The organism is Falsiroseomonas sp. RANM36, from assembly GCF_056682175.1.
In genome coordinates, this window is sequence record NZ_JBWXTD010000005.1 from 492,133 (window position 1) to 494,362 (window position 2,230).

General features: G+C 73.9%; 2 protein-coding genes. Both read right to left on the reverse strand.

What is annotated here, in order from left to right:
* On the reverse strand, window positions 1-457 hold a 457-nt coding region (locus tag AC1MIR_RS20360), incomplete at its 3' end, for a hypothetical protein (RefSeq protein WP_480030008.1).
* Window positions 458-524: 67 nt separating this feature from the next.
* Window positions 525-1,946, reverse strand: a complete 1,422-nt coding sequence (gene pyk, locus AC1MIR_RS20365; protein WP_480030227.1) for a pyruvate kinase — start codon at window positions 1,944-1,946, stop codon at window positions 525-527.
* Between the last annotated feature and the right edge of the window lie 284 nt (window positions 1,947-2,230).

Genomic DNA, 2,230 nt, shown 5'->3' on the forward strand with positions numbered 1-2,230 from the left:
GCCCCGGGGCGGCGGGGGCTGGTGGTGGCGGGGGGGGGGGGGGGGGGGGGGGGGGGGGGGGGGGGGCGGCGCCGGGCGCGGCCGGCCGGGGCCGCGGCGCCGCGGGCGGGCGGGGGACCAGGCGTTCCCGGCCGATGCTGGGCGCGCCGATGATGGTCCATTCGCCTTCCATCGAGCCGTCCGCGTTCAGCGTGTAGACGCCCATGCCAGGGCGCTGCGCCATGCCATAGGCAACGGCGATGGTCCGGCCGGAGGCGATGCCCACGCCCTCCACGATCTGCTCGCCGATGCGCCAGAGGATGTTGAAGGAGTTGATCCCGACCGTGCGGATCTGCGCGAGCCCGGTATAGGGCGTGCCGTCGAGGTTGGTGCCGGTCACGTCATAGAGCCCGTCTCGCTGCGCCAGGGCGGGGCCGGCGGCGAGCAGGGCGATCAGGGCGAGCAGGACAGGGCGCATCGGCGGGGACTCCAGGCCGGCCGCAAGGAAGGCGCGGTGCGGCGCGGCGTCAACCCGCCGCCACGCATCACTTCACGATGGCGACCCGCAGCGCGTTGGTCGTGCCCGCCGTGCCGAAGGGGACGCCGGCCGTCACCACCACCTCGTCGCCATGCTTCGCGAAGCCTTCCTGCGCGGCGGCGCGGATCGCCTTGGCGACCATGTCGGTCATCGAGTGCAGCTCCGGCGCCATCACCGGATGCACGCCCCAGATCACCGCCATGCGCCGCGCCGTGCGTTCGCTGGCCGTCAGGCCGATGATCGGGCAGTCGGGCCGCTCCCGCGCGACGCGCAGCGTGGTGCTGCCGGTGGAGGTGAAGGTGGCGATCGCCTCGGCCTCGATGGTGTGGGCCACCTGGCGGGCGGCGGCGGCGATGGCGTCGGCGGAGTTGCGCTGCGGCGCCGGGCGGTTCGCATCGGTCAGCGACCGCCAGCCGGGGTCCTGCTCCACCCGCGCGACGATGCGGTCCATCATGTTCACGGCCTCGTAGGGGTACTGGCCGGCCGCGGTCTCGGCGGAGAGCATCACCGCATCGGCGCCGTCGAACACCGCGGTCGCGACATCGGACGCCTCGGCGCGGGTGGGGGCCGGGGCGGCGATCATGCTCTCCAGCATCTGCGTCGCCACCACCACCGGCTTGCCCGCGGCGCGCGCGGTGCGGACGATGCGCTTCTGCATCAGCGGCACTTCCTCCGGCGGGCATTCCACGCCGAGATCGCCGCGCGCCACCATCACGCAATCGGCGAGGCGCACGATGTCGTCGAGATTGTCCATCGCCTGCGGCTTTTCCATCTTCACCATGATCCAGGCCCGGCCATCGGCGATCGCCTTGGCCTCGGCCACGTCTTCCGGCCGCTGGACGAAGCTGAGCCCGATGTATTCGACGCCCTGGTCGAGCACGAAGGCGAGGTCGGCGCGGTCCTTCTCGGTCAGCGCCGGGATGGGCAGCACCACGTCGGGCACGTTGACGCCCTTGCGGTCCGACAGCGGCCCGCCGGTGACCACTTCCGTCTCCAGGTGGTCCTCGCGCTGGCGCGTCACGCGCAGCCGCAGCTTGCCGTCGTCGAGCAGCAGCGTGGTGCCGATGCCGGCGGCGAGGATGATCTCGGGATGCGGCAGCTGCACGCGGCGCACATCGCCCGGCGTCGGCGAGAGGTCGAGCCGGAAGGACTGCCCGGCCTGGAGCTGCACCCGCCCGGCCTGGAACTTGCCGACGCGCAGCTTCGGCCCCTGCACGTCGGCGAGGATGCCGATCGGCCGGTCGTAGCGCCGCTCGATGGCGCGGATCGTGGCGATGCGCTCGGCATGGTCGGCATGGGTGCCGTGCGAGAAGTTCAGCCGGAACACGTCGGCGCCGGCACGGAACAGCCGCTCGATCACCTCGGCCGAGGAGGAGGCGGGGCCGAGGGTGGCGACGATCTTGGTGCGGCGGCGGCGGCGCAGGGGCATGCGCTGGGCGGCGCGCAGCGGCGCGAGGTCGCGCTTCGGCGGCTCGGGCGGCTCGGCGCCGAGATCCGGCCGCACCGCCTCGGGCGGCACGCCGAGGGCGCGCGCCACCTCGCCCACACGGTCGTCGGGCACGCGCTTCCACTGGCTGACCGCGGCGGTGGAGATGCCGAGGGCGGTGGCGATGCGGGTGACGGCGCCGCGCTGGGCGAGCAGGGCTTCGAGCTGAGGGGGGGGGCGTAGGGGCGCCCGACAATTACAAAGCGGGGAGTGGGGGGTCATTCATG

What these genes read in the sequence shown, in the direction of transcription:
- pyk (WP_480030227.1), bottom strand. Translation starts at nt 1,946, where the DNA reads ATGCCCCTGCGCCGCCGCCGCCGCACCAAGATCGTCGCCACCCTCGGC.